The sequence below is a fragment of the Streptomyces sp. IBSBF 3136 genome (assembly GCF_036815105.1).
Classification (GTDB): Bacteria; Actinomycetota; Actinomycetes; order Streptomycetales; family Streptomycetaceae; genus Streptomyces.
Genome location: NZ_JAJSZC010000395.1, coordinates 1 through 3,647 on the forward strand (window position 1 = coordinate 1; position 3,647 = coordinate 3,647).

At 67.5% G+C, this 3,647-nt stretch carries 3 protein-coding genes; all 3 read left to right on the plus strand.

Annotated features, from left to right (window positions below; genetic code table 11):
• The first annotated feature begins 367 nt into the window (after nt 1-367).
• From V7E45_RS39350 to V7E45_RS39360, 3 genes are read left to right on the plus strand one after another with little or no spacing between them, the layout of a single operon-like run.
• Complete coding sequence (locus V7E45_RS39350; protein ID WP_333779093.1) at nt 368-1,693, plus strand: ABC transporter substrate-binding protein; 1,326 nt, start codon at nt 368-370, stop codon at nt 1,691-1,693.
• Nucleotides 1,690-2,715: a carbohydrate ABC transporter permease gene (locus V7E45_RS39355; RefSeq protein ID WP_333779094.1), complete on the plus strand. Its 1,026-nt coding sequence runs from the start codon at nt 1,690-1,692 to the stop codon at nt 2,713-2,715. Before V7E45_RS39350 ends, V7E45_RS39355 begins: the two co-directional genes overlap by 4 nt.
• Nucleotides 2,712-3,605: a carbohydrate ABC transporter permease gene (locus V7E45_RS39360; protein ID WP_443056357.1), complete on the plus strand. Its 894-nt coding sequence runs from the start codon at nt 2,712-2,714 to the stop codon at nt 3,603-3,605. Before V7E45_RS39355 ends, V7E45_RS39360 begins: the two co-directional genes overlap by 4 nt.
• Nucleotides 3,606-3,647: the final 42 nt, after the last annotated feature.

Consider the following 3,647-nt stretch of genomic DNA (forward strand, 5'->3'; position numbering starts at 1 on the left):
CTCCTCGAGCGTGGGCCGTCCCCCGCCCCGGCCCCGCACTCCGTGGCCTGCCATGGGCTCCGCCTCCCTTGCACCGACATCCCCGTTGGCTGGAATCTAACAGCCCTGGCCAGACGGTGGACCGCCACCGTGGGGGCCGGGGAGGCCAGTTAACACTCAGGTAACCGAACGCATCCCGCCGCGTCCGGTCCCTTGACACCCCGCCCCCGACCGGCGACCCTTCAACACATCACTGGTGGGAGCGCTCCCACAACCCCTGACACATACATATCCCGCACGTTCCCCGCCCGAGCCGCAGCGACAATGAACGGGCCCAATTCCATGCAGTTGGCCGGGGGGTCGGCACGTCAGGCAACAGGAGGACGCAATGCGCACGAGCATCCGACGGTCTCAGCGACTGATGGCCTTCACGGCTGTCGCCGCGTTGACCACGGGGTTGCTGGCCGGCTGCGCCAACGACTCGGACGACGGCTCGTCGAACAACTCGGACGGCGGCAACGGCAAGGGCAACATCACGCTGACCATCGGGACCTTCGGCGTCTTCGGCTACAAGCAGGCCGGCCTCTACGACGAGTACATGAAGCTCCATCCCGACATCAACATCAAGGAGAACGTCACCACCCGTACCGACGTCTACTGGCCCAAGGTGCTCACCCGCCTCCAGGCCGGCTCCGGCACCGACGACATCCAGGCCATCGAGGTCGGCAACATCACCGAGGCCGTCCAGACCCAGGCGGACAAGTTCGTCGACCTGGGCAAGGAGGTCGACAAGTCGCAGTGGCTGGACTGGAAGCTCGCGCAGGCCACCACCAAGGACGGCAAGACGATCGGCCTCGGCACGGACATCGGCCCGATGGCGATCTGCTACCGCAAGGACCTGTTCAAGAAGGCCGGTCTCGAGACGGACCGGACCAAGCTCGCCGAGCAGTGGAAGGGCGACTGGGCCAAGTACGTCGACGTGGGCAAGCAGTACATGAAGAAGGCGCCCAAGGGCACCAAGTTCGTGGACTCCGCCTCCTCGGTCTACAACGCCTCCCTCGGTGGCGCCGACCAGCGCTACTACGACAAGGACGGCAACGTCATCTGGGACAAGTCCTCCGGGGTGAAGTCCTCCTGGGATGTCGCGATGAGCGTGGCGACCAGCAACATGTCGGCGAAGCTCAAGCAGTTCGACAAGCCGTGGGACCAGGGCTTCGCCAACGGCACCTTCGCCACCGTGGCCTGTCCCGCCTGGATGGTCGGCTACATCGAGCAGAAGTCCGGTGACTCCGGCAAGGGCAACTGGGACGTGGCGGCGGCGCCGACCGCGGCCAACTGGGGCGGTTCCTTCATCGGTGTGCCGACCGCCGGCAAGCACCAGAAGGAGGCCATAGCCCTGGCCAAGTGGCTGACCGCGCCGGAGCAGCAGGCCAAGGTCTTCGCCAAGCAGGCCAGCTTCCCGTCGACCCCGTCGGCGTACGCGAACCTGAAGCCGGCCGCAGACACCACGGCCTACTTCTCGAACGCGCCGATCACCCAGATCTTCTCCGACTCGGCGAAGACGATCCCGACGCAGTACTTCGGCATCAAGGACCAGCCGATCGGCACCGCGATCACGGACGTCGGCATCCTCCAGGTCGAGCAGAAGGGCAAGTCGCCCGCTCAGGGCTGGGACGCGGCCAAGAACGAGATCAAGGACGTGCTCGGCCAGTGACCAGCTCCAAGCAGGCTCTCGCGCATCCCGCGTCGAGCGCCGAGGCCGCGCCCGGCACCCCGCCGGGCGCGGCCCGGGGCGCTCACGGTGGCGGTGCGCCGGCGGGCGCCGACTCCTGGCGCAGCCGGCTGTACCGCTGGGACATGAAGGCGTCGCCGTACGCGTTCGTCGCCCCCTTCTTCGTCCTCTTCGGTGCCTTCTCCCTGGTCCCGCTGCTCTACACCGCCTGGTACTCGCTGCACAACGTGCAGCTGTCCGCCCTTGACCACCAGACCTGGGCGGGCCTGGACAACTACAAGAACCTGTTCTCCTCGGAGTTCTTCTGGAACGCGCTGGAGAACACCTTCACCATCGGTCTGCTGTCGACGGTGCCGCAGCTGCTGGCCGCCCTCGGGCTGGCGCACCTGCTCAACTACAAGCTGCGCGGCTCGACCGTGTGGCGCGTGGTGATGCTGACCCCGTACGCCACCTCGGTGGCGGCGGCCACCCTGGTCTTCACGCTGCTGTACTCGTGGGACGGCGGCATGGTCAACTGGGTGCTGCACTTCTTCGGCGTGGACGCCATCAACTGGCGCGAGTCGGACTGGGGTTCCCAGTTCGCGGTGTCCACGATCGTGATCTGGCGCTGGACCGGCTACAACGCGCTGATCTACCTGGCGGCCATGCAGGCGATCCCGATCGACCTGTACGAGTCGGCGGCGCTCGACGGCGCGAGCCGCTGGCAGCAGTTCCGCCATGTGACGATCCCGCAGCTCAGGCCGACGATCCTGTTCACGGTGGTCGTCTCCACCATCGGCGCGACCCAGCTCTTCGGTGAGGTCCTGCTGTTCGGCGGGGTCAGCGGCTCCAAGGGCGGTTCCGAGCACCAGTACCAGACGCTCGGCCTGTACATGTACGACCAGGGCTGGATCATCGGCAACCTCGGCAAGGCGTCCGCGATCGCCTGGTCGATGTTCCTGATCCTGCTGATCGTCGCCGCGGTCAACCTGCTGCTCACCCGACGGCTGAGGAAGTCCCAATGACCACCAGTGAACTGACCCTGGCGCCGGCGTCCGGGACCAGGCGGGAGCGGCGCCGGGTGATGGGCGCGGGCAAGCAGCTGCACGCGGGCCCGGTGACCTACGTGGTGCTGGTCCTCTTCGCGCTGGTCTCGCTGGCACCGCTGGTGTGGACGGCGATCGCCGCCTCGCGCACCGACCGCCGGCTGGCCGAGACCCCGCCGCCGCTGTGGTTCGGCGGCAACCTCTTCAAGAACCTCCAGGCCGCCTGGGAGCAGGCCGGGCTCGGCACCGCCATGCTCAACTCGCTGATCGTCGCGGGCACGATCACGGTGAGCACGGTGCTGTTCGCCACGCTGGCCGGCTTCGCCTTCGCCAAGCTGCGGTTCCGGTTCTCCGGCCTGCTGTTGCTGCTGACCATCGGCACGATGATGATCCCGCCGCAGCTCGCCGTGGTGCCGCTGTACCTGTGGATGTCGGACTTCGGCTGGTCGAACCAGCTCCAGACGGTGATCCTGCCGAGTCTGGTGACGGGGTTCGGCACGTTCTTCATGCGGCAGTACCTGGTCCAGGCGCTGCCCACCGAGCTGATCGAGGCCGCCCGGATGGACGGAGCGAGCAGCCTGCGGGTCGTGTGGCACGTGGTCTTCCCGGCGGCGCGCCCCGCGATGGCGGTGCTCGGGCTGCTGACGTTCGTGTTCGCCTGGAACGACTTCCTGTGGCCGATCATCGCCCTGACCCAGCAGAACCCGACCGTGCAGGTGGCCCTGAACTCCCTCGGTACCGGCTATGTCCCGGACCAGGCCGTGATCATGGCCGGTGCGCTGCTCGGCACGCTGCCGCTGCTGATCGCCTTCCTGCTGTTCGGCAAGCAGATCGTGGGCGGGATCATGCAGGGCGCGATCAAGGGCTGACCGTCCCCTTTTTCAGGGGCCGGGCCACCGCCGCTCCGGCCC

Excerpts from the sequence above, each read along its gene's own strand:
- V7E45_RS39350 (WP_333779093.1), top strand. The coding sequence starts at position 368 with ATGCGCACGAGCATCCGACGGTCTCAGCGACTGATGGCCTTCACGGCT.
- V7E45_RS39360 (WP_443056357.1), top strand. The coding sequence starts at position 2,712 with ATGACCACCAGTGAACTGACCCTGGCGCCGGCGTCCGGGACCAGGCGG.